Source organism: Devosia polycyclovorans, from assembly GCF_042181575.1.
GTDB lineage: Bacteria > Pseudomonadota > Alphaproteobacteria > Rhizobiales > Devosiaceae > Devosia > Devosia polycyclovorans.
The window spans coordinates 2504350-2525420 of record NZ_CP170082.1; the positions used below are offsets into that span (position 1 = coordinate 2504350).

Below are 21071 nucleotides of genomic sequence, written 5' to 3' on the forward strand. Positions count from 1 at the left end.
GCTCCCCTACTCCGCTGCCTGCCGCAAACCAGCGGCCATCTGCGCGCATTCGGCCATGGTGGCCGAGGCCCGGGCAATCGGATTGCTGAGATAGAAGTCGGCCACAGGCGAAGTGAACGGCGCCGATTTGGTCTTGATGGCCGCCTTGGCAAGCTTGGCGACGTCAGCGACCGAGCCTGCAGCGATCTCATCAATGCGGGCCAGGTGCGGGAATTCCGCATAAAGCGCCGCGCGCAACTGGGCTAGCGAGTTGTACGGCAGCGGCTTGCCGATCGCACCGCTGAGTGCGCGGATGATCGCCCAGTCTTCCTTGGCGTCGCCCGGCGGGAACACGGCCCGGGTTGTGACCTGCACGCGACCCTCGGTGTTCACATAAGTGCCAGACTTTTCCGTATAGGTCGCGCCCGGGAGAATGACGTCGGCGCGATGCGCGCCCTTGTCGCCATGCGAGCCGATATAGACCACAACGGCCTTGCCCATGGCCGACATGTCATATTCGTCGGCGCCAAGCAGGAAGAGAACATCGAGTTCACCCTTGCCGGCCAGAGCGATCTGATCGGCAGAGCAAACGCCGCCGTCATGCGGCACGAAACCGATGTCGAGGCCACCAACGCGGCTGGCCGCATTGTGCAGCAGCGCAAAGCCGTTCCAGCCCTCTTCAACATTTTCGCCAGTCGCCAGCTTGGACGCGAGGGCGATGGTGTCACGCCCAGCCTGCTTACCGAGATCGGCATGCGAGACAGCGCCTTCACCAACGATGATCAGGGGACGCTTGGCGTTCTTGAGGGTTTCGGCAAACGCACCGTTACCGGCGGCCAGATCGGCCAGTGTTTCGAAGCCGGAACCGAGATACTCGTATGAATAGGTCAGATCAACCTGCTCGCCGATGACGGCGATGGGCAGATTGGTGGCCCGCCAAGTCTTACGGATGCGTGCATTGATCAGCGACGCTTCCTTGCGCGGGTTGGACCCGATGATAAGGACGGCATCGGCCTGCTCGATCCCGGCGATCGTCGGGTTAAACAGATAGGCCGAGCGCGGCATGGACGGGTCGATGCCAGACATGGCGGGACGCACGTCCGTCATGCCAGAGCCAATCGAGGCCAGCAGGCCCTTGAGGGCATACATTTCCTCGACAGCAGCGAGATCACCGGCAATGGCGCCGACCTTGTTGCCAGCTTTCTTGACCTTGGTGGCGACGGCGGCGAGCGCCTCGTCCCAGGTGGCGGGCTGGAGCTTGCCGGACTTGCGGACATAGGGGCGATCCAGGCGCTGGCTCTTGAGGCCGTCCCAGATGAAGCGGGTCTTGTCCGAGATCCATTCCTCGTTGATGGCCTCGTTGATGCGCGGCAGGACGCGCATGACTTCGCGGCCGCGGCTGTCGACACGGATGGCCGAACCCAACGCATCCATCACGTCGATGGATTCGGTCTTGGTCAGCTCCCACGGACGGGCGTGGAATTCGTATGGCTTGGAGGTGAGCGCTCCGACCGGGCAGAGGTCGATGACATTGCCCTGCAGCTCGCTGGTCAGCGCGCGCTCGAGATAAGGAGTGATCTCGGCGTCTTCGCCGCGACCCAAGAGGCCAAGCTCGGAAATGCCGGCAACCTCGGTGGTAAAGCGGACGCAACGCGTGCAGTGAATGCAGCGGTTCATCGAGGTCTTGATGAGCGGGCCCATATACTTGTCTTCGACGGCGCGCTTATTTTCGAAGAAGCGCGAGCCGGAGACGCCATAGGCCATGGCCTGGTCCTGCAGGTCGCACTCGCCGCCCTGATCGCAGATCGGGCAATCGAGCGGGTGGTTGATCAGCAGGAATTCCATCACGCCTTCGCGGGCCTTCTTGACCATGGGCGTGTTGGTGAACATTTCAGGCGGCTCGCCATTGGGGCCGGGACGCAGATCCTTGACCGACATGGCGCAGCTGGCCTGCGGCTTTGGCGGGCCGCCCTTCACCTCGACCAGACACATGCGGCAATTGCCGGCGACCGACAGGCGCTCATGGTAGCAGAAGCGCGGAATTTCCGCGCCTGCCGCCTCGGCGGCCTGCATCAGGGTGTAATGATCGGGGACTTCGATAAGCTGCCCGTCGACTTTGATATTGGCCATGGTCTTACTCCGCCGCGATCGACGGAACGGCGCCGTCGCTGGTGGATGAATAGGTGTATTGCTCGATCCGCGCCTCGATGGTGGGACGGAAATTGCGAATCAGGCCCTGGATCGGCCAGGCGGCCGCGTCACCCAGTGCACAGATGGTGTGACCTTCGATCTGCTTGGTCACTTCGAACAGCATGTCGATTTCGCGCTTCTGGGCGCGGCCCTGCACCATGCGTTCCATGACGCGCATCATCCAGCCGGTACCTTCGCGGCACGGTGTGCACTGGCCGCAGCTCTCATGCTTGAAGAAGGCCGAGATGCGCCAGATGGCTTTGATGATGTCGGTGGACTTGTCCATCACGATCATGCCGCCGGTGCCGAAGGAGGACTTCTTCTCGCGCATGCCGTCGAAGTCCATGATGGCATCCATCATGTCCTCGCCACGCACGACCGGGCACGAAGCGCCGCCGGGGATCACAGCCAGCAGGTTGTCCCAGCCGCCGCGGATGCCGCCGCAATGCTTTTCGATGATGTCCTTGAAGCTTTCGCCCAGGGCTTCTTCGAAGGTCGCCGGCTTGTTCACATGGCCAGAGACCATGAAGAGCTTGGTGCCGACATTGTTCGGGCGGCCGATGGACGAGAACCAGGCGCCGGAGCGGCGCAGGATTTCAGGCACAACGGCGATGGATTCGACGTTATTGACGGTGGTCGGGTTGCCATAGACGCCCATGCCGGCCGGGAATGGCGGCTTGAGGCGCGGCTGGCCCTTCTTGCCTTCAAGCGATTCCATCAGCGCGGTTTCTTCGCCGCAGATGTAAGCGCCGGCGCCGTGATGGACGATGATGTCCATATCCCAGCCGTGAACATTGTCCTTACCGATCAGCTTGGCGTCATACGCTTCCTGGACGGCCTCCTCGAGGCGCTGGCGCTCACGGACAAATTCGCCGCGCACATAAATGAAGGCCAGGTGCGCATCCATGGCGCGGCAGGCCAGGAGGCAACCTTCAATAAGGTGATGCGGCTCGTGGCGCAGAATTTCGCGGTCCTTGCAGGTGCCCGGCTCGGATTCGTCGGCATTGACCAGAAGGTAATGCGGGCGGCCATCGCTCTGCTTGGGCATGAAGGACCATTTGAGGCCCGTCGGGAAGCCAGCGCCGCCGCGACCTCGCAGGCCCGACCCCTTAACTTCATTGGTGATCCAGTCGCGTCCGGAATCGATGAATTCCTTGGTCCCAACCCATGAGCCGCGCTCGCGCGCGCCCTCGAGCCGCCAATCGTGGTGGCCGTAGAGATTGGTGAAAATGCGATCCTTGTCAGCGAGCATGATCAGCTTTTCCGCTTCAACAAAAAGACAAACCAGGCGGCGATACCAATCGCAGCCCCCACTGCCGCAGCCACAAAGCTGGGCAGCGAAATATTGAGAACCATTTCAAAGCCGGTGACGATGAACGTGCCCAGCACCGCATAGACCACGCCAACGGCGTAGTCCGCGATCGTAAGAGCCCGAAAATCGATCCCACCAATGGTCATTAGCGCGGGTCCTTCCCGAACACCTTGCGATATTCTTCGGCACCGCCCCTGGCCAATGCATCCGCCTGACCGAGCCAGTTGTCACGCTCGATACGGCCCTTGAAGTTGAGGACTTCATCGACGCGTGCGATGTCGTCCTTTTGCAACTTGGCGATCTGGTCGTAGCGCGTGATGCCCAGAGCATTGAGCTTGCGCTCGATGACCGGGCCAACGCCGGAAATCAGCTTGAGATTGTCGGCAGGTCCGTCCGGGCGTTCGAACAGCGGGGTCAGCTCGCCGCCCTTTTCCTGGGTGGGAACTACCTCATCGGGATCGGCGGCAGGTGCTTTTATCACCGGCTTGTTTTCTTCGACCTGCGCCGAAGCGCCGCCAATGCCCGGCGCAGAAGAGTGCTTCTTGCCGACGGCCACGCCGTCATCAATGCCTTCACCCTTGGCTTCTGCGCCCACGGCACCCTCGCGCATGGCCGTGTTCGGCTTGCCATCGGCACCGGCGGCAGCATCAGATTTGAGGCGCTCCGCCTCGGCTTTGGACTGGCTGACCTTGGCCTGCTTCGGCGTGCCCTTGATGGCCGGTGCATTCTCGGCGGCGACGTCTTTGGGCTTTGCGGCCGTATCGGGTTCGGTCTTGGCTGCAGGGGCCGCTGCGGCGGGAGCGGCCTCGGCCTCCGGGGCCGGCGGCGGCACGAATTTTTCGCGCGTGGCGGTGGGTGTTTCGAGCAGTGTCGTTCGACCACCAATAGCGGCAGACGTCTGCCGGTCGATCTGCGGACCTGGTGTGATCGTGTCACCCTTACCAGCGGCAAAAGCGTCGACGATTTCTTCCATACGCTCGGGCGTCAGATCTTCATAGACATCATGATAGATCATGACCATGGGTGCGTTCACGCAGGCACCCAGACACTCGACCTCTTCCCAGCTCATGGTGCCATCTTCGTTGAGATGGTGCGGCTCGGGATGGATCTTGTTCTTGCAAACTTCCATGAGGGCTTCAGCCCCGCGCAGCATGCAGGGCGTGGTACCGCAGACCTGAATGTGGGCGTTTTTGCCTACCGGAGCGAGCTGAAACTGGGTGTAGAAGGTCGCAACTTCGAGCACGCGGATATAGGGCATATCCAGCATTTCGGCGACCTTTTCGATGGTCGCGCGAGTAACCCAGCCGTCCTGATCCTGCGCACGCATCAGCAGCGGGATCACGGCAGACTGCTGACGGCCAGCCGGATAAAGCGCAATGCGCTTTTCGGCCCATGCCTGGTTATCAGCGTTGAACGCAAAACTTGCCGGCTGCACCGACTCGTCTGCAAGGCGTCGCGTAGACATCAGCGATCCACCTCTCCGAACACAATATCAATCGACCCCAGGATCGCGGTCACGTCTGCAAGCATATGCTTGCGGCAGAGGTAATCCATGGCACTCAGATGCGCGAAGCCCGGCGCGCGGATGTGGCAGCGATAGGGCTTGTTGGTGCCGTCGGACACCAGATAAACGCCGAACTCGCCCTTGGGAGCTTCCACGGCGGCATAGATCTCGCCGGCCGGAACCTTGTACCCTTCGGTATAGAGCTTGAAGTGGTGGATGAGCGCTTCCATGGACTGCTTCATCTCGCCGCGCTTGGGTGGCACCACCTTGCCGTCGACCGAGGCTACGGGGCCCTTGCCGTCCGGTGCGTTCAGCTTGGCCACGCACTGCTTCATGATCTCGTTGGCCTGACGCATTTCTTCCATGCGGATCAGGTAGCGATCGTAGCAGTCGCCATTGGAGCCGACAGGAATGTCGAATTCCATTTCATCGTAAGCGTCATAGGGCTGGGCCTTGCGCAAGTCCCAGGCCGCGCCGGAAGCGCGCACCATGACACCAGAGAATCCACGACCCCAGGCTTCTTCGAGCGGAACCACGCCGATATCGACATTGCGCTGCTTGAAGATGCGGTTGCCCGTAAGAAGGGTGTCGATATCCTTGAGTGCCGCCGGAAACTCGTCGCAGAACACGGCGATATCATCGATCAGGGCCTGCGGCAGGTCCTGGTGGACGCCGCCCGGCCGGAAATAGGCGGCATGCATGCGGGCGCCCGAAGCGCGCTCATAGAACACCATGAGCTTCTCGCGCTGCTCGAAGCCCCAAAGCGGCGGGGTCAGCGCACCGATATCCATGGCCTGAGTGGTCACGTTCATCAGGTGCGCCAGGAGGCGGCCGATCTCGGCATAGAGCACACGGATGAGCTGGCCGCGACGCGGCACTTCGATGTCCAGCATGCGCTCGACAGCCAGAGCAAAGGCGTGCTCCTGATTCATCGGCGCGACGTAGTCGAGGCGATCAAAGTATGGCACGGCCTGCAGGTAGGTCTTGTGCTCTATGAGCTTTTCGGTACCGCGGTGGAGCAGGCCCACATGGGGATCGACCCGCTCGACCAGCTCGCCGTCGAGTTCCAGGATCATACGCAGCACGCCGTGCGCCGAAGGGTGCACGGGGCCGAAGTTCAGGGTGAAGTTGCGAACGTCGACTTCAGACATCAGTTCTTCGCCTTCTCATCGCCGGGCAGCACGTAATCGGTGCCTTCCCAGGGCGACAAATAATCGAATGTGCGGAACTCCTGGGCCAGCGTCACCGGCTCATAGACCACGCGCTTGCGCTCTTCGTCATAGCGCACCTCGACGAAGCCGGTCAGCGGGAAATCCTTGCGCAGCGGATGGCCGTCAAAACCGTAATCGGTCAGGATGCGGCGTAGATCCGGGTGGCCGGAGAACAGCACGCCGTACAGGTCGTAGGTCTCGCGCTCGAACCAGTTTGCCCCGGGGAAAACGTCGCAGATGGACGGCACTGGCGTCACGTCGTCGGCCTCTAACTTGACGCGGATGCGCTGGTTCAGATGCGGGCTGAGGAAGTGATAGACCACCTCGAACCGAAACTCGCGGGCGGGGTAGTCGGCGCCACAAACGTCGACAAAGCTGATGAACAGACATTTCGGGTCGTCACGCAGGAAGGTCGCCACATTGACGATAGAATCGCGTGCAACCGTGACAGTGAGGTCGCCAAAGGCCACATCGAAACCCAGGACGGCGTCGCCCAGGGACGCAGCGACGTGCTCGCCAAGCGTCACCAGCGGGTCGATTGCAATCGGCTCGACAACAGTTTCGTCCATGCCCCTGCCCTATCGTTCAATCGTACCGTCGCGGCGAATCTTCTTTTGCAGAAGAAGAATGCCATACAGAAGCGCCTCGGCCGTCGGAGGGCAGCCAGGGACATAGACGTCCACAGGGAGCACCCGGTCACAGCCGCGCACAACGGAATAGGAATAGTGGTAATAGCCGCCGCCATTGGCGCAGGAGCCCATGGAGATGACGTAGCGCGGCTCGGGCATCTGGTCATAGACCTTGCGCAGCGCCGGAGCCATCTTGTTGGTCAGGGTTCCCGCAACAATGAGCACGTCCGACTGGCGCGGCGAAGCGCGCGGCGCCGCGCCGAAACGCTCGATGTCATACCGCGGCATCGACATCTGCATCATTTCCACAGCACAGCAGGCTAGACCGGTCTGCATCCACATCAATGAGCCGGTACGCGCCCAGGTGATCAACTGAGAGACCGTGGTGACAAGGAAGCCCTTGTCAGCCAGCTCATTGTTCACGCCGGTGAAGAACGGGTCATCGGCGCCAACAGGCTTGCCGGTTGCCGGATCGATCGCGCCCGTCGGACGCGGGGTAACCAGTGTCGAACTGGACGGGCTCAATCCCATTCCAGAGCTCCCTTACGCCATTCATAGATAAAGCCGATGGTCAGCACGGCCAGGAAGATCATCATGGACCAGAAACCGAACCAGCCCACATCCCGGAAGGCGACCGCCCAGGGGAAGAGGAACGCCACTTCAAGATCGAAAATGATGAAGAGAATCGCCACCAGGTAGAATCTCACATCGACTTTCATGCGGGCATCGCTGAACGCATCAAAGCCCGCCTCGAAGGCGGAGACCTTTTCCGGGTCAGGCCGCTTCACCGCAACGAGGAACGGAGCGATCAGAAGCGCCCCGCCGATAAGGGCAGACAGCGCGATGAATATGACAATGGGCAGGTAATTGCTGAGCAATTCAGTCATGCGGCAGCCTAAAGTTCTGACCGGCCAAGAACTGGCCGAGGAGCGCACGGGCCACGATGCAATTGGGGCAAACGAGCCGATGCGCCGGTGATGGGCAACGGCTTAGACCTTCCCCCCAATCGTTTCAAGGGAAAGAAAATATGAGCAAAATATTCATATAAAAAAGAGGCGATATTTTGCGCCTTCCGCCCTTGCCGACAGCCCATCAGAGCAACGGAATTGCGCCAAACGTGCGTTCGCTAGCACGCCCGTGTCGCTTCGGCTTCTGAGCTGATCCGTCCACAAATGGAGTTGAGTTGCCAACGAGCAATACGATTCAGACGCCCCAAAAACCAAAACGGCGGACCGATGAGAATCGGTCCGCCGAAATGGGCTTGCAAGATTGTGAGCCCGGAGCAGTTGCCCGCCCCGGAAACTCTACAAACTTAGAAGTGGTAGAAAACGCCGACGGTGGCCTTGGCCGACTCGAAGAAGGTATCACCAGCTTCGGTCGCGAAGTCACCCTGGCCGACGACTTCACCGCGAACGGTGATAACGTCGTTGACGGCGAATTCAACGCCACCACCGAGCTGGTAGACGCCAACCGAACCGGCAGCGGTGTTGTTGAAGCCAACGCCGCCCAGAGCGTAGATCAGGGCGTTGTCGGTGACGATGGCACCGGCACGGAGGTTCGCGAAGAACTCACCCGAGTTGGTGACAGCGGCAGTGGTGTTCCACATATAGTCAGCGGTGACTTCCACGCCGAGCAGGACCGGGTCCATCGGGATGAAGTTCACACCGACGGCAGCACCGACGACACCGTAGGTGGTGTTGTTGGTGACGTTGGCATAGGTGCCAGCGTTAGCGCCAACGAACTGACCGCCCAGACGAGCACCGACATAGAGACCTTCCCAGTCGAAACCGGCCGGAGCGTAGATCGGCTCCGGAGTGGTCGGGATGATGAGGTCGGCAGCCTGAGCACCACCAACCATGAGAGCCGCGGCGGAAACGCCAATGGCCAGAGAACGTACAAACATGTCTTGCACTCCCATAGAGTTAACCGTAGTCGACCGATAAATGCCTGACGGGCGCGGGGCTGGCAAGACAGCCCGCTGCCAAATTCAGTGGTGCGGATAAGATTTGATGACCATTTCCGGGCAGGTGTTGCAAGAACACACCGGAATTGGTTCAATTTGATACAATTGCCGGATTTCGCAGGCGGTTCACCCGCATCCGGCTGGCAATTGTGGCAGCACTTAGCGGCTGCTGCCATTTAGCTGACACATTCTCGCCAAGAACGCAATCGGCCCCGCATGTAATGCAGGGCCGATTGCGCCGAATCCGGGTTGGAAAACTAGAAGTGGTAGCTCGCCCCGAGGGTGAACTGATTCTTGTCGTTGCCCCCCTGAGCCGGGAAGCCGTGCAGATACTGAGCGCGCACCGAAATATCGTCCGTAACGGCCAGTTCCACGCCGCCGCCGAGCAAGATATCTTCTTCGCTGGGCGGCCCCAGATCGATGCCATAGCCGCCGGCAGCATAGATCGCGACATTGTCGGACACCACAAGCCCGGCCCGACCGAGAATCTGTCCATAGGAGGTTTCGCCCACAGTGCCGTTTTCCAAAAGGCCGCTGACAGCGACTTCGGCCCCGAGCAGGTAGAAGTCGAACTGCGCGTTCACGCCGGCCTGGATACCCAATCCATATTGCGTGCCGCTGGTCGTGCCGTTCTGGGCTGCTCCATGCACACCGGCATAAAAGCCATTCCAGTCAAAGCCGGCTGCATCGACAACAGGAAGCTCCGCGTGAGTCGAGGTGGGAATGGTGATAAGGTCTGCAGCCGTGACCGCGCCGGCAGGAAGCGTGGTGACGAAAGCCACGAGGGCAAGAGTTCGGGCGATGCGCATCCATGTCATCCTTCTACTGAACCATCTGTTGGGGACGGAACGTGACCCTATCGGCCACGGTTCCGCGATGGTTTTCCCCGACGACAGGGGTCCGACTGGTTCTCTTTCCAGCCCTGGCCAATGTCGCCGCACGTCCGGTTTTGCAGGCCTTTGAGGGCCAAATCCCGACGTGCAGAGGGCCGGAATGCGGCAGTCAGCCCGTGTGACCCTACTGCCACATTCCATGATCAGCTCGTCGGTAGCATTCCGACAAGCACCGGTTCTGGGCGGAACTTGTCGGGGAATATCTCTTCGAGGGCCGCGATCTTGGGCAGATCGTGTACCACGATATAGGGCCAGTCCGGATTGAGAGTCAGAAAGTCCTGGTGGTACTGCTCGGCCGCATAGAAGGCCTCAAAGGGTTCCAGCGTCGTCACGATGGGCCCCTCGAACAGGCCCGTATCCTCAAGCTGGTTGATGTAGGCCTCGGCGACACGGCGCTGGTCGTCGTTCACCGGGAAGATCGTCGAGCGATACTGCGTGCCGCGATCCGGCCCCTGGTAATTCAGCTGCGTCGGATTATGGGCTACGGAGAAATAGACATGCATGAGATCGCCAAAGCTCACCACTGAGGGGTCATAGGTGATCTGGACGGTTTCGGCATGGCCAGTATCGCCCCGATTGGTCCGCTCGTAGGTGGCGGTGGACGCCTCGCCACCGGAATAGCCGGAGACTGCGTTGGTCACGCCCCTGACGCGCTGGAATACGCCCTGGACGCCCCAATAGCATCCACCAGCAAAGACAGCCACTGCCGAACTGCCCGTTTCTTCAAGGTCCATCTCCGGCGCCGGAATCACCACAGGCTCTTCCTGGGCCAGCAGCGGTGGCACCGAAACCGGCGCGAAAAGTGCAGTCAGGGCCAGCAGGCCACCCACGACACGGCGACGCGGCAGCTTTTCGGCGAACGATGCGTATGTTGACCGGCGCTTGGACATAACGAAACCTCATGCTGAACATCTGCCAGCATATACGGTCATCATGCGCCGGAAGTTACGCCGGATCATCCGTCTCACGACTATATGATTACAGGTGGGGGTGCCTTGCGTTGCAGTGCAACCCTTCTCAACCACATCATCAATGTAAGGAAAAAGGGTGGCGCGAGAGACGGGGCTCGAACCCGCGACCTCCGGCGTGACAGGCCGGCGCTCTAACCAACTGAGCTACTCCCGCAGCGCTTGCGAACAAGTCGTTCGCGCAACGTGGCGTCCATGTACTGGGCGCCCATTATGAAGTCAAGCGCCCTGTCGGCATTCTGTCGCAGAAAATGCGAAGCGCAGATATTGGGCTGTGGATAACTTTTTTGGATCAATGGCTAGCTGGGAAAAGCTGATGCGTCACATCAAACCAAAAGCTTTGCTCGATGTGTTGGCCACCACTCACAACCTCGGAACAAGGTCATCGCTTTTTGCGGTGCGGGGCTGGCCTGCCTGATGCTGCGGCTGGGAAATGGTGGGCGATGACGGGCTCGAACCGCCGACATCTTCGGTGTAAACGAAGCGCTCTACCAACTGAGCTAATCGCCCGCAGTGATCTAGGCCACTGAACGGCGCCCTGATTAGGACGCAAGCTCCTGCCCGTCAACTGACATTTGCAGGAATAGAAACGGCCCCGGCGAAATCGCACGGGACCGATTGCCAAAGTCCGGCAGAACGCAATCTTAGTTGATGGCGTCCTTGAGGCCCTTGCCGGGCTTGAACTTAGCCTGGTTCGAAGCCGGAATCTGAATCTCGGCGCCGGTGGCCGGATTGCGGCCGGTCGAAGCCTTGCGCTGGGAGACGGCAAAGGTGCCGAAACCGACCAGACGTACTTCGTCGCCGCCCTTGAGAGCAGCAGTAATGGCTTCGAACACTGCGTCAACCGCTTCGGCGGCCTGTGCCTTGGTGATCGTAGCCTTGTCGGCAACGACGCCAACCAGATCGTTTTTGTTCATAGCGTTTCCTCACAGTGAATGCCCGCCGTCTCTGGCGAACGAAAACGCCGACAACCTTTTGTGATTCTGCGCTTAGCGCAAGGAAATCCGGGGGTTTTCGGCTGCCCGACGGTGCAAAGCTGTTAATGAACCGGAAAAACGGGCCTCGCAAGCCCACAAAGCTCAAAAAGCCCAGTATTCCGGGGATTGCCCCCGCTTTGCCTGTATTGAACGCACAGACCGCGTAGATGGCGTCCTGCGACACCATGATAGGTCATCGTGACGAAGAGCGGACCGAAGACCGATGCAAGGCTCGTATCCAGCGGCGCGCGCATATCGACACCATGAATGAAGCCTGTTGGCGCCGCGATCCTGTCAGCGCAGGTCAGCAGCGACTGCGCCCAACCGCAGCAACTCGGGCAGCATTCCCGGCAGGTCCTCGCTCAACATGCCAGGGCCGCCGAAGCGGTTGGCCGCCTCGGCGTGCAGCCAGACAGCGGCGCTGGCCGCCTCAAACCCCGCCATGCCCTGCGCAAGCAAGCCCGCCACGATACCGGCCAGAACATCCCCTGCCCCGGCCGTTCCAAGCCAGTACGGCGCATTGCTATTGATGGCGGCCCGCTGGTCCGGCGCAGCTATCACCGTGTCGCGCCCCTTGAGAACGACAATGGCCCCAGAGCGCTCAGCCGCCCGCCTGGCGCGTGCCAGCTTGCCCCCTTCCACCTCGTCAAAAAGACGAGCGAACTCTCCTTCATGGGGCGTCAGTACGACTGGTGCAGTCCTTTGACTGATGCGTTGGAAAAGGTCCTCAGGATCGCCGGCAAAGCTGGTTAGCGCATCGGCATCGAGCACAAGAGCAGCTTCCGAAGCGAGTGCGACACATACAATGGATCTGGTTGCGGGCCCAATGCCGGCGGCCGGACCGATGACGAAGGCATTGTGTCGCCGGTCGTCCAGGATTGCCTCGACAGCGGCGGCAGAGGCGGCCGGGCGAAGCATGATTGCCGTAACATGCGTTGCGTGGACCCTGAGGGCTTCCTCGTCGCCGGTAAGCGTAACCAGACCGGCACCGGATCGGAAGGCACCTTGAGCCGCAAGGCGCGCGGCGCCAGTCTGGAGGGGGCCGCCAGAATGAACGACGACATGCCCGCGATCGAACTTGTATCCGTCGCTGGGCGCGTGGGGCAATGTCCAGAGGCCTGGTGCGTTGTGCCAGGTTCGCGGCCGGATAGCCTCGAGTACCTTTGTGGGAATGCCAATATCGCTCCGCGTCACATGACCGCACAGATCGCGGCCGGGCATCAACAGATGTCCTGGCTTAAGTCGAAAGAAGGTTACCGATGAGTGGGCCCGTATGGCCGTTCCTCGTACGGAGCCGGTGGCGCCATCGACGCCGCTGGGAATATCGACGCTTGTCACTGGCAGCCCGGAGTTGTTCACGACTCCAATGACCTCGGCCAGAGCACCCGAAATATCCCGGTCCAGTCCTGCACCGAAAAGCGCGTCTATGATCAACCCGACGCCGTCCAGTCGCAGCGGCCCGGTTTCACAAGGCCCCGGCCAACGATCCGCCATGGTCGCAGCATCCCCGCGCAATGCCGCGCGGTCTACGGAAAGCCAAAGCCGCACCGGCCAGCCCAGTCTCTGTAAAAGACGGGCCACCACGAAACCGTCGCCGCCGTTGTTGCCGGGGCCGCAGATGACCATCACCGAGCGGGGTTCATGTTGTGATACCACCACATCGGCCACGGCCTGTCCGGCCCGCTCCATAAGATCGAGTGAGGCCACGCCGGACTGGACGGCCAATTGATCGGCCCTGGCCATCTCTGCGGGCGTCAGAAGGACATTGGTGTTCAGGTCAGACATGCGGGCTACCGAGATCGATGGGCGTGGAGAAATTTAGCTTCGGATCAGGCATCAGGGGCGAAAAATTGAGCGGTGATTGGGAAAACTCCTTAAGGGGTGTTGGGCACGCTGGCGCTGGTTATGGCAATTGGGAGGGGGACCCTGTGTCATTGACGACCGCAATAGAAGACGAAAGCCAGGGTGGGACAAGCAGGTTCCACGACGTGCGTTTTATCGGCGCGCTGGCGGGGCGCTACGCTTTGCCGGACCGGCGGCCGGGAGACGGCAGCAAGTTACCGGTCTACGCCTGCCGGCTTTGTGACATCTCCACGCCTCTGCTGGTCGCCGTCGGTCCCGTTGTCGGCAAGGACGGTGAAACAGTTTCCAGCCATTTCAGCGAACTCGGCATGCTGGGTGGATGAATGACGGCGGCCGCGACAAACTCGCGGCACAGATAGACTGGCAGAAACGGCACGTGCATGCGCAACTGCCCGACAAACGCATGCACAAGCGCTTCCTGCCACGTGAGCCGCGCAGCACAATTGTGCTTGCAGACGACCACAGCCTGCCCTGTTTCGTGATGATGTGTCGCGCTCGGGAGCCGCAGTTTGGACACACCAATGGCTCGCACTTGGAACGCCCATGGCGTCGGGTCGGGTTATTGGCCGCGGGGTAAGAGATCTCGAGGTTGGGTTTGCGCTGCAATTTCTGCAGCTCCAGGAAGTCGGAGATCTCGAATACCTGATAAAGCCCGCGGCCGATCTGGCCTAGCTTGGTAAACTGACCCTTACAGGTTCCGCGAAAGTGCGAACATCCTCTGCAATCCCGCGTTGACGGGGCTCGGGCATGCTCAATCGACTACCAGGGGGAGGTCGGAGTTGCCCGAAGTTCTGGAACGCCCAACAATTGCCTTGCATGGCATTACAACCGTCGCTGGCCGCTATGTCATCGGCGAGCAGTCGACCCATCCGGGCATCAACCTGTTTGCCTGTCGCCTGCGCATGATTGGCAGCGACACATTGCGCCTTACCGCACCCGTCATTCCACAAAAGGGAGAGCGGGTTTCGACCAGCTTCAACTCTTTCGGCACACTGACTGGCAGAGTAACCCGCCAGTTCGACGATGGATTTGAAATCAGCATCGAACAGACCGCAGCAGAGCGCGAACGGCTCAATGCCCGGATTGCCAGTTTCAGCGAGAAGCTTTGGACGACCGAAACCGACCGCCGAGTCGCACAGCGCGTCATGCCCAGCAATCCGCGTACCGTCATCGCCCGGCCTGACAACTGGTCGCAACCCTGCCTGATTGTGGACTATTCGATCTCCGGCGCGGCCGTCTCGGCGGCCTTTCAACCCGAGGTGGGCGAGATCGTCACGGTGGGGCGGGTCACTGGCGAAGTGGTACGGTTGTTCGACTTCGGTTTTGCAGTGCGCTTCTTCGAACCGCAGGATGCCGATCACCTCGAGGGGCTGCTGGAGGCGCCAGATGAATGGCGCGAAGTGATGCGCCGGACGTTCCAGGCCGTCTAAACGGAGCCCGCTCCACCGACCTGGCGTCACGCCAAAAGAAAAAGGGGCCCGAAAGGCCCCTTTCCCACTTCGATATCGAACCGCTTAGGCGGAGTAGTACATCTCGTACTCGACCGGATGCGGGGTGTGCTCGAACTTGACCACTTCCTGCATCTTGAGGTCGATGTAGCTGTCGATGAAGTCATCGTCCATGACGCCACCCACCTTGAGGAAGTCGCGGTCGGCCGACAGGCTTTCCAGGGCTTCGCGCAGCGAACCGCAGACGGTCGGGATTTCCTTGAGCTCTTCCTTGGGCAGCTCGTAGAGGTCCTTGTCCATCGGGTCGCCCGGGTGGATCTTGTTCTTGATGCCGTCGAGGCCAGCCATCAGCAACGCTGTGAACGCCAGATAGGGGTTGGCCAGCGGATCGGGGAAACGCACTTCGACGCGCTTGGACTTGGGCGACTGACCGAAGGGGATGCGGCAGGACGCCGAACGGTTACGGGCCGAGTAGGCCAGCAACACGGGGGCTTCAAAGCCCGGCACCAGACGCTTGTACGAATTGGTGGTCGGGTTGGTGAAGGCATTGATGGCCTTGGCATGCTTGATCACGCCACCGATGTAGTAGAGGCACTCCATCGAAAGGCCGGCATACTGGTCACCTGCAAAGAGCGGCTTGCCGTCCTTCCAGATAGACTGATGGCAGTGCATGCCCGAGCCGTTGTCCCCATAGACAGGCTTGGGCATGAAGGTTGCGGTCTTGCCATAGGCATTGGCAACCTGCTGCACGGCATACTTGTAGATCAGCACGTCATCGGCCGACTGAATCATCGGTTTGAACTTCATGCCCAATTCGTGCTGGGCGGAAGCCACTTCGTGGTGGTGCTTTTCGATGATGACGCCCATCGAGCCCATGGCTTCGAGCATCTCACCGCGCATGTCCTGGGCGCTGTCCAGCGGCGGCACCGGGAAATAGCCCTTCTTCAAGCCGATATGGTGGCCGTTATTGCCACCTTCATATTCCGAATTGTTGTTGGTCGGCAGCTCCGAGTGGTCGACCGCAAAGCCTACATTGTAGGTGGTGGTCGAATAGCGGACGTCATCGAAGATGAAGAATTCGGGCTCGGGGCCAAACACTACGGAGTCGCCAATGCCCGAGGACTTGACCAGGGCCTCGGCCTTCTTGGCGATGCCGCGCGGGTCGCGGTTGTAGGGCTGATAGGTGGCGGGCTCTAGAATGTCGCAGTTGACCGCGAGGGTCGGCGCAGCGAAGAACGGGTCCATATAGGCGGATTCCGGATCGGGCATCAGCACCATGTCGCTCTCGTTGATGGCCTTCCAGCCAGCAATCGAGGAACCGTCGAACATGACGCCCTCCTCGAACATGTCGGCATCGACCACGGATGCGTCCATGGTGACGTGCTGCAGCTTGCCGCGCAGGTCGGTAAAGCGCACGTCGAGATACTTGATGTTCTCGTCCTTGATACGCTGAACAATATCGCTTCCGGTGGTCATTAGGTCTTCCCCTGTCTAAATCGGATGCTTGTTGCTGATTGTGGTGTTCGGCGCCTGAGGGGAGGCCTCAGAGCGCGTCGTCGCCAAATTCGCCGGTACGAATACGGATGGCCTGCTCGATGGAGTAGACGAAGATCTTGCCGTCGCCGATGCGGCCGGTCTGCGCAGCAACGCGGATCGCCTCAATGGCCTTCTCAGCCAGATCATCAGGACAGACAACTTCGACTTTCACCTTGGGCAGAAAGTCCACCACATATTCAGCGCCGCGATAGAGCTCGGTATGCCCCTTTTGGCGCCCGAAACCCTTGGCCTCGGTCACGGTGATGCCCTGCAGGCCAACTTCCTGCAGCGCTTCTTTGACTTCGTCGAGCTTGAATGGCTTTACGATAGCCTCGATTTTTTTCACTCTTGCCTCCACAGGCCGTTTTCGGCGGTTACCGGCCAGTTCGTATGCATGGGGTGTGCCAGCGTGCCAGAACGCCAGAAAACATCGTTATCGCAATTGGTTAGGTCTTATCATCAGGCACTGGCGGCCATGTCGGCATTTCGCGCGTGATGAAAAAATAGTCAGAATGGCTACTCTGTGCGCAATTTCCGGGTAATGCAAATCTGCAACTGCTGCAGAAATGGGCTTTCGTCCGGGGATGTCGCGCGCCAATCAAGCTTTGACTGGCTTACACTCTTCATATAGATGCATCGCCAACCCGGCCGACGGGGACCCTGGCGGGTGTGGCGGAACTGGTAGACGCACTGGATTTAGGTTCCAGCGCCGCAAGGCGTGGAGGTTCGAGTCCTCTCACCCGCACCATATGGCCTTCGGCCAAGAAGATTAATCAATACGGGATCAGACCCCAATGCAGGTAACCGAAACCCTCAACGATGGCCTGAAGCGCAAGCTGAGCGTCACCATCCCGGCAGCGGATCTTAATTCGCGCCTTGATGCCAAGCTCGAAGAGCTCAAAGGCCAGGCCAACATCAAGGGATTCCGTCCCGGCAAGGTGCCCACTTCGCACCTCAAGAAGGTCTATGGCCGCTCGGCCATGTCCGAAGTGATGACCGACGCGATCAACGCCACCGTGTCCGACACGCTCGACAAGCGCGAAGAGCGCGCCGCCGCGCAGCCCAAGGTTGATCTGCCTGACGATCAGAGCGTCATCAATGACGTGCTCGATGGCAAGGCCGACCTCGCTTTCGAAGTCGAATATGAAATCCTGCCGCCCGTCACGCTGATGGACATCAAGGGCATCAAGCTCAACAAGCCGGTCGTCGAAGTCACCGAAGAGGAAGTAGACGCCGAAGTGAAGCGCGTCTTCGCGCAGAACCGCGGCTATACCGACAAGGGTGAGGACGCCGTTGTTGCCGATGGCGATCGCCTCGGCCTGAGCTTTGTGGGCAAGATCGACGGCAAGGAATTTGAGGGCGGCTCGTCTGACCACGCACACCTGACCGTCGGCTCGGGTGAATTCATCCCCGGCTTCGAAGAGCAGCTGGTCGGCATGAAGAAGGGCCAGACCGGCGAAGTGAAGGTGACCTTCCCCAAGGATTACCAGAACGAAGAGCTGGCCGGCAAGGACGCGACTTTTGACGTCACCATCCTGCATGTCGACGGCCCCAATGAAGGTGAGCTGGACGACGACTTCGCCAAGCGCCTTGGCCTGGAAGACGTGGCCGCGCTGCGCAAGGCCGTGCGCGATCAGATGGAAAACGCCCTGTCATCGATGGGCCGCCAGCATATGAAGCGCCAGGTTCTCGATGCTCTGGACGATGGTCACAAGTTCGAGGTTCCGGCCCAGCTTGTCGACGCCGAGTTCAACACCATCTGGCAGCGCGTTGTGCACGAGATCGAGCATCACGGCCGGTCCTTCGAAGATGAAGGCACCACTGAAGAAGCCGCCAAGGAACAGTATCGCCGCATCGCCGAGCGCCGCGTGCGTCTGGGCCTGGTCGTTGCCGAAATCGGCAATACCAGTGAAGTGCAGGTGAGCGACGAAGAGCATCAGCAGGCGCTGATCGCCGAAGTCCGTCGCTTCCCCGGCCAGGAACAGCAGGTTTACGACTACTACCGCAAGAACCCCCAGGCCCTGGCCAGCCTTCGTGCGCCGATCTTCGAGAACAAGGTTGTCGATCACATCATCGAGCTGGGTGAAGTCACCGACAAGAAGATGACCCGTGAGGACCTCGCCAAGCTGATCCAGGCCGACGAGGACGAGGTTCCCGAAGAGCACCACCACTAGGGTGGACTGCACCAAGTTTGACAAGGCCGCCCTCGGGCGGCCTTTTTGTTTGCGCGCTGATTTGATCGGTCCTGCGCCCCGCAGGCGTGAACCAAATGGCCCCTGCTCGCTTGTTCTGGAAACCAGAGGAGTTGCGAGCATGACCCACTATACATCGGACGCCGATCACCAGCCCAAGGGTGATCATAATCGCCGGCTGTCGCTCGGCATGGACCCCGACCAGTTCGCGGCCGAGGCAGGCATTACAACCGAACAGCTTCGGGACTATGAGCGTACCAGCCCCGATCACGAATATGACCCGGTCGTCGCAGAAAAGATCAGCGCGACCCTGGAACGGCTGGAACGTCATCACCCCAACCTACAGACCGGACGCAGCGACAATCCCGGGCATAATGCGCCGGTCATCGACCACGAGCGGCATCCCCGGTTGCTGGAGCATGAACTGGTGGCAGAAAACCTCGAGGGTGCGCCCATCTATGGCGAGGACAATCAGGAGATTGGCAAGGTATCGCATCTGCATGGCAGCGGACCAAGCGCTCAGGTGATTGTGGATGTGGGTGGCTTTCTAGGCTTTGGTGTCAAGCACGTTTCGCTCAACATGGCGTCGCTGGATTTCATGCGCGATGACAACGGGCATGTCCATGCCCTGACGGTCTGGACGAAGAAAGATCTCGAGCAAATGCCAGAGCACCGGCATCACTAAAATCGGAAGATGGGGCGCCCAGCGGCGCCCCATCGTCTTTCGTGCTGGTTAGCTCGCCATTCCCGCCAGGAACTGGTCGGGTCCGTCCACCTCCACCAGTTTCTTGCGCTCGATCAGCAGGAACCTGGTGCCGATGGCTTTGAGGAAGGCGCGGTCGTGGGTGACAAGAATGGATGTGGCCCCCTGCCCCCTGATGTCGTCTTCGAGCTGTTCCTGCCCCGGAATGTCCAAGTGGTTTGTTGGCTCGTCCAGCAAGTAGAAGTTCGGCTTTTCCAACCGCAGGGCTAACAACGCCAGTCGCGCGCGTTGCCCCAACGACATGGTCCGGGGGGGTTTGGATTGCCGGTCGGGCGGAAATCCGGCCCCGGCCAGAAGCGCTATCGTCCGGCGGTCTCCCTCATCGAAACGATGCATCAGGTTATCGAGCGGTGACGGATCGAGTGGCAACCATGCCAAGGCCTGATCGAGATAGCCCGGCTTCAGCTGTGGGCTGATCCGTAGCCCCTGCTGCACCGATCCGGACAATGCCTCAGTGACGACCCGCATGAACTGGGACTTGCCAGTGCCATTTCGTCCGAGCAGCACAATGCGATCGCCCTGGAAAATATGGAGCTTCTCGACTGAGAAAAGGGACCGTCCATCGGGCGTTTCGATGGCGACGTTTTCGAACGCCATCATGACGCGGGCTTCTGCACCGCTATTGCCCAATCGTACCAGGCCCGTGCGCTCCTTGTGGGTTTCGAGCACCTGGGTTTCGATTTTTTCGGCACGATCGCGCAGTTGCTTGGACTTGACAGTGAGCAGGTCGCTGCCCGAATTGATGCCGATATTGTTGAGTTTGGCGGCCTGTTTGCGCAATTGCGCGGCCTGCTTGAGGCCCCGCTCGCGTTGCACCTCCGCGGCAGCATCGATCCGGTCCAGTTCGGCCCTGGCTTGCGAATAAGGCAGTGGCAAATAGACCTGTTCGCTGGGCCTGAGAAACAGAGTGCGATTGGTGGTGGCGTCGAGAAAGGCGCGATCGTGACTGGCAATGATCAGCGGAATGTTCCGCGCGGCATAGCCAAGCCATTCCTCGAGCATCAGGATGCGACCAAGATCGAGGTGATTGGTCGGCTCGTCCATGAGCAGGGCATCAGGCTGAGTGACCCAGGCCCGCGCAATCAGCACCATGCGCTGCCAGCCGCCGCTGAGTTCTGCCAGGGGCTTGTCACGAAACTCGGATGGAATTGAGAGCTCCTCCATGACCACATCCACGCGCCAGCTCTCGCTGGCCAAAGTGTCTGCATCGAGCGCACTGGACACAAATTGCGTGGCGGTTTGAGCGAGAGAGCCCTGAGGTACCTCCTGCGGCATATAACCTATGGTCAAGCCGCGCGACCGCGTCACCTCGCCTTCACTGAGGTCGGCCAGGCCTGCCAGGGCGCGCAGAAGGGTTGTCTTGCCGCGGCCATTGGGGGCCACGAGACCAACGCGATCCTGCTCGCCGATTGTGATGCTGAGATTGGAGAAGAGAATGTCGCCGGCGCGATGCCCGGCATTGCGGAGATTGAAATTGCCCATGGAAGTCACTCACTGGAGCGGCGCCAGAATACGGGCGCCAAATGCCTTGTGGTCGGTGCCTCGACCAGAGCCGGGCACCAAGAAGGGCAAACCAGTGGGATGGGAACGTAGAAGCGTCCGGACCGTACCTGGTCAGCCCTGCAGCGTCTGCCACAGGGCAT

Annotated in this window: 20 protein-coding genes and 3 tRNA genes; 5 read left to right on the forward strand and 18 right to left on the reverse strand. The window is 60.4% G+C overall.

Translation table 11 applies throughout. The features are described 5' to 3' along the window. Positions 1-6 precede the first annotated feature (6 nt). The 15 genes from nuoG to ACE4RL_RS12595 form a co-directional block, all read right to left on the reverse strand. Positions 7-2109, reverse strand: a complete 2103-nt coding sequence (nuoG, locus tag ACE4RL_RS12525; RefSeq protein ID WP_375597465.1) for an NADH-quinone oxidoreductase subunit NuoG — start codon at positions 2107-2109, stop codon at positions 7-9. Positions 2110-2113: 4 nt separating this feature from the next. Continuing rightward, positions 2114-3421 (reverse strand): NADH-quinone oxidoreductase subunit NuoF, encoded by a 1308-nt coding sequence (gene nuoF / locus ACE4RL_RS12530; RefSeq protein WP_375597466.1) that lies wholly within the window; start codon positions 3419-3421, stop codon positions 2114-2116. Between the two features lie 2 nt (positions 3422-3423). Continuing rightward, positions 3424-3627 (reverse strand): hypothetical protein, encoded by a 204-nt coding sequence (locus ACE4RL_RS12535; protein WP_375597467.1) that lies wholly within the window; start codon positions 3625-3627, stop codon positions 3424-3426. Continuing rightward, positions 3627-4946, reverse strand: a complete 1320-nt coding sequence (gene nuoE, locus ACE4RL_RS12540; RefSeq protein WP_375597468.1) for an NADH-quinone oxidoreductase subunit NuoE — start codon at positions 4944-4946, stop codon at positions 3627-3629. Before nuoE ends, ACE4RL_RS12535 begins: the two co-directional genes overlap by 1 nt. Next, positions 4946-6136 carry an NADH-quinone oxidoreductase subunit D gene (locus ACE4RL_RS12545; protein WP_375597469.1) on the reverse strand — a complete coding sequence of 397 codons (1191 nt, stop codon included), beginning with the start codon at positions 6134-6136 and terminating at the stop codon, positions 4946-4948. The genes nuoE and ACE4RL_RS12545 overlap by 1 nt, the downstream gene beginning before the upstream one ends. Next, positions 6136-6765 (reverse strand): NADH-quinone oxidoreductase subunit C, encoded by a 630-nt coding sequence (locus tag ACE4RL_RS12550; protein WP_375597470.1) that lies wholly within the window; start codon positions 6763-6765, stop codon positions 6136-6138. The genes ACE4RL_RS12545 and ACE4RL_RS12550 overlap by 1 nt, the downstream gene beginning before the upstream one ends. Positions 6766-6774: 9 nt before the next feature. Further along, entirely contained in the window at positions 6775-7356 is a 582-nt protein-coding gene (locus ACE4RL_RS12555) for a NuoB/complex I 20 kDa subunit family protein (protein ID WP_375597471.1), read from the reverse strand. Next, positions 7347-7712, reverse strand: a complete 366-nt coding sequence (locus ACE4RL_RS12560; protein ID WP_375597472.1) for an NADH-quinone oxidoreductase subunit A — start codon at positions 7710-7712, stop codon at positions 7347-7349. Before ACE4RL_RS12560 ends, ACE4RL_RS12555 begins: the two co-directional genes overlap by 10 nt. A 425-nt stretch (positions 7713-8137) precedes the next feature. After that, the gene (locus tag ACE4RL_RS12565) at positions 8138-8728 is read right to left on the reverse strand and encodes an outer membrane protein (RefSeq protein WP_375597473.1); all 591 of its coding nucleotides are present in this window, start codon (positions 8726-8728) and stop codon (positions 8138-8140) included. A gap of 317 nt (positions 8729-9045) precedes the next feature. Beyond that, a complete protein-coding gene (locus ACE4RL_RS12570) occupies positions 9046-9597 on the reverse strand; it encodes an outer membrane protein (RefSeq protein WP_375597474.1) in 552 nt (183 codons plus the stop codon). 227 nt (positions 9598-9824) lie between these two features. Further along, complete coding sequence (msrA, locus tag ACE4RL_RS12575) at positions 9825-10571, reverse strand: peptide-methionine (S)-S-oxide reductase MsrA (protein WP_375597475.1); 747 nt, start codon at positions 10569-10571, stop codon at positions 9825-9827. 158 nt (positions 10572-10729) lie between these two features. Next, positions 10730-10806: transfer RNA gene (locus ACE4RL_RS12580), tRNA-Asp, on the reverse strand. Between the two features lie 277 nt (positions 10807-11083). Further along, positions 11084-11159, reverse strand: a tRNA-Val gene (locus ACE4RL_RS12585). A 134-nt stretch (positions 11160-11293) separates the two neighbouring features. Then, complete coding sequence (locus ACE4RL_RS12590; protein ID WP_046104301.1) at positions 11294-11566, reverse strand: HU family DNA-binding protein; 273 nt, start codon at positions 11564-11566, stop codon at positions 11294-11296. A 354-nt stretch (positions 11567-11920) separates the two neighbouring features. Next, complete coding sequence (locus ACE4RL_RS12595; protein WP_375597476.1) at positions 11921-13411, reverse strand: NAD(P)H-hydrate dehydratase; 1491 nt, start codon at positions 13409-13411, stop codon at positions 11921-11923. 143 nt (positions 13412-13554) lie between these two features. Here ACE4RL_RS12595 and ACE4RL_RS12600 point away from each other — a divergent pair, with 143 nt between their 5' ends. Both ACE4RL_RS12600 and ACE4RL_RS12605 read left to right on the forward strand, forming a co-directional pair. Continuing rightward, positions 13555-13812, forward strand: coding sequence for a hypothetical protein (locus ACE4RL_RS12600; protein WP_375597477.1), 258 nt, complete (start codon positions 13555-13557; stop codon positions 13810-13812). A gap of 456 nt (positions 13813-14268) precedes the next feature. Beyond that, the gene (locus ACE4RL_RS12605) at positions 14269-14919 is read left to right on the forward strand and encodes a PilZ domain-containing protein (protein ID WP_375597478.1); all 651 of its coding nucleotides are present in this window, start codon (positions 14269-14271) and stop codon (positions 14917-14919) included. A gap of 84 nt (positions 14920-15003) precedes the next feature. Here ACE4RL_RS12605 and glnA read toward each other — a convergent pair whose 3' ends face one another. Further along, positions 15004-16413 (reverse strand): type I glutamate--ammonia ligase, encoded by a 1410-nt coding sequence (gene glnA / locus ACE4RL_RS12610; RefSeq protein WP_375597479.1) that lies wholly within the window; start codon positions 16411-16413, stop codon positions 15004-15006. Positions 16414-16480: 67 nt separating this feature from the next. Then, on the reverse strand, positions 16481-16819 hold the full coding sequence (locus ACE4RL_RS12615; RefSeq protein WP_067452386.1) for a P-II family nitrogen regulator: 339 nt from the start codon (positions 16817-16819) through the stop codon (positions 16481-16483). A 317-nt stretch (positions 16820-17136) separates the two neighbouring features. Between ACE4RL_RS12615 and ACE4RL_RS12620 the strand changes: the two genes are divergently transcribed. The 3 genes from ACE4RL_RS12620 to ACE4RL_RS12630 all read left to right on the forward strand — a co-directional run bounded on the left by ACE4RL_RS12620 (position 17137) and on the right by ACE4RL_RS12630 (position 19350). Beyond that, a tRNA-Leu gene (locus tag ACE4RL_RS12620) sits at positions 17137-17221 on the forward strand. A gap of 46 nt (positions 17222-17267) precedes the next feature. Next, on the forward strand, positions 17268-18647 hold the full coding sequence (tig, locus tag ACE4RL_RS12625; protein ID WP_375597480.1) for a trigger factor: 1380 nt from the start codon (positions 17268-17270) through the stop codon (positions 18645-18647). A 403-nt stretch (positions 18648-19050) separates the two neighbouring features. Further along, positions 19051-19350, forward strand: a complete 300-nt coding sequence (locus ACE4RL_RS12630) for a PRC-barrel domain-containing protein (protein WP_375600278.1) — start codon at positions 19051-19053, stop codon at positions 19348-19350. 48 nt (positions 19351-19398) lie between these two features. On the opposite strand, the gene ACE4RL_RS12635 is transcribed toward ACE4RL_RS12630, so the two are convergent. Then, a complete protein-coding gene (locus ACE4RL_RS12635; protein ID WP_375597481.1) occupies positions 19399-20910 on the reverse strand; it encodes an ABC-F family ATP-binding cassette domain-containing protein in 1512 nt (503 codons plus the stop codon). Between the last annotated feature and the right edge of the window lie 161 nt (positions 20911-21071).